The sequence below is a fragment of the Agromyces humi genome (assembly GCF_009720255.1).
In the GTDB taxonomy this organism is placed as follows: Bacteria; Actinomycetota; Actinomycetes; order Actinomycetales; family Microbacteriaceae; genus Agromyces; species Agromyces humi.
In genome coordinates this window covers 1-1,876 of sequence record NZ_WJSP02000557.1, presented here as the reverse complement: position 1 = coordinate 1,876, position 1,876 = coordinate 1, and the positions used below count along the sequence as shown (strand labels likewise).

The 1,876-nt window shown below is 73.6% G+C and carries 3 protein-coding genes and 1 pseudogene; 3 read left to right on the top strand and 1 reads right to left on the bottom strand.

Annotation, left to right across the window (positions count from 1 at the left end):
- From GH736_RS22230 to GH736_RS22220, 3 genes are all read left to right on the top strand, one after another.
- Positions 1 to 637, top strand: a 637-nt coding sequence (locus GH736_RS22230; protein ID WP_203230910.1) for a hypothetical protein, incomplete at its 5' end; no start/stop codon positions are given.
- A 24-nt stretch (positions 638 to 661) separates the two neighbouring features.
- Positions 662 to 1,468, top strand: a complete 807-nt coding sequence (locus GH736_RS22225) for an enoyl-CoA hydratase/isomerase family protein (RefSeq protein WP_159607137.1) — start codon at positions 662 to 664, stop codon at positions 1,466 to 1,468.
- A 31-nt stretch (positions 1,469 to 1,499) separates the two neighbouring features.
- Complete coding sequence (locus GH736_RS22220) at positions 1,500 to 1,796, top strand: CinA family protein (RefSeq protein WP_159607135.1); 297 nt, start codon at positions 1,500 to 1,502, stop codon at positions 1,794 to 1,796.
- A gap of 16 nt (positions 1,797 to 1,812) precedes the next feature.
- On the opposite strand, the pseudogene GH736_RS25355 reads toward GH736_RS22220, so the two are convergent.
- Positions 1,813 to 1,869, bottom strand: a pseudogene (locus GH736_RS25355) (hypothetical protein); the annotation flags it as partial.
- Between the last annotated feature and the right edge of the window lie 7 nt (positions 1,870 to 1,876).

Genomic DNA, 1,876 nt, shown 5'->3' with positions numbered 1-1,876 from the left:
CGCGGGCGGCCCCGGCGCCACCTCGTCACCGCCCGCGACGAGTGCGGCACCGACGACGCCCGCACCCGATCCCGAGCCGGTCGCGGCATCCGTCGCCATCTCGGCCGAGGCCATCACGGTGCTCGACGCCGAGGGCGCGACCCTCGCGAGCTTCGACTACTTCCAGCCCACGACCGAGGTGGTCGCCGGCCTCACCGAGTACCTCGGAGCGCCCGTGGACAGCCCGAACCCGGGGGGCATCGAGTCGCCCCCGGGCGTCGACCACGAGTGGGGCGGCCTGCGCCTCTTCGACAGCGACACCCCGGGCACCCCGCCCGAGAACCCGAACCACTACGTCTTCGTCGACGGACCGATGGCCGGGTCGCTTCCGGTCGGCACCGGGGCCGGCGTCGGATCGGCGGCCGGGGTGGCCGTCGGTGACGCGCCCTCCGAGCTGACCATCGGCGTCGAGACGAGTCCGCCGTACACCGACCCCACCTCCGGGCGCACGGTGACGGTCTCGCGGGTCGGCATCGTGACCCTGCCGGCGAACCCGACCGACTCCATGCCGCGCAACATCGGGGTGATGGTGCTCAGCTACGACGACAGCGGGGTCATCGAGCGGCTCTCGGCGCCGAGCGCGAACTTCGGCGTCTGAGCGGGCGAACTAGACTCCTCGACCATGAGCGATGCGGCCGGCGACGAGGCGATCCTGTTCGAGGTGCGTGACGGGCTCGCCCACATCACGCTCAACCGGCCGTCGCGGCTCAACGCGGTCGATCCCGAAGCCATCCACCGGTGGCGGGACATCGCCGTCGAGGTCGCCGAACGCGACGACGTCGGTGCGGTGCTGTTCGACGCGGTCGGGCGGGCCTTCTGCGCCGGCGGCGACGTGCGTGCGATGTCCGAGCTCGCCGGCACGACGGATGCCCCGGGCGAGACGATCACCGCCCTCGCCGACGTCATCCACGCCGGCCACCGCGCGCTCCGCGAGTGCGCCAAGCCCATCGTCGCCGCGGTGCAGGGACCCGTGGCTGGCGGCGGACTGGGCTTCATGCTCGTGGCAGACCTCATCGTGGCATCCGACCGAGCCACCTTCGCCAGCCGCTACTCCGACGTGGGGCTGACCCCCGACTGCGGCGTGAGCACGCTCCTCCCCGAGGCGATCGGCACGCGGCGCGCACTCGAGCTCACCCTGACCCCGCGCACGCTCACGGCGGCCGAGGCCCTCGACTGGGGACTCGTCACCGAGGTGGTCGCCCCCGAGGCGCTGGCCGACCGCGCCCGCGAGATCGCGGACTCGTGGCTGCGTGGGGCGACCGGCGCGTTCGGGCAGGCCAAGCGCCTCGTCCGTTCGGGGTCGTCGCGCTCCTTCCAGGAGGCGCTCGACGACGAGGCTCGCACCATCGGCGCGGCGTTCGAGACGCCCGACGCGCGGGCCGCCGTCGCCGCGTTCGCGGCAGGATCGGGCCGGTCGTCAACCCGCTGACACCCCGTCGCCCGAGCGCTACGTTCGAGGCATGCAGGATCCGGCTGACAAGTTCGAGGGCCTGGCGGAGGAGATCGCCCGTCGGGCGAAGGCCGCCGGGCTGACGGTGGCCGCAGCGGAATCGCTCACCACGGGGGCGATCTCGAACGCGCTGGGCGCCGCGCCCGAGGCATCCGAGTGGCTGCGTGGCGGTGTGGTCGCCTACGCGACCGAGGTGAAGCGAGGGCTGCTCGGGGTCACCGCTGAGAAGGTCGCGTCAGCGCAGTGCGCCCGCGAGCTCGCCGAGGGCGTTGCGCGGGCTGCCACGCGAACGCCCACGTGCCGGTGATCGGATGCCCATCGGTCGAGACGACCCGCCAGGTGACGGTGTAGTCACCGGCCACGCCGAGCTCGGCCTCCATCGCCGCG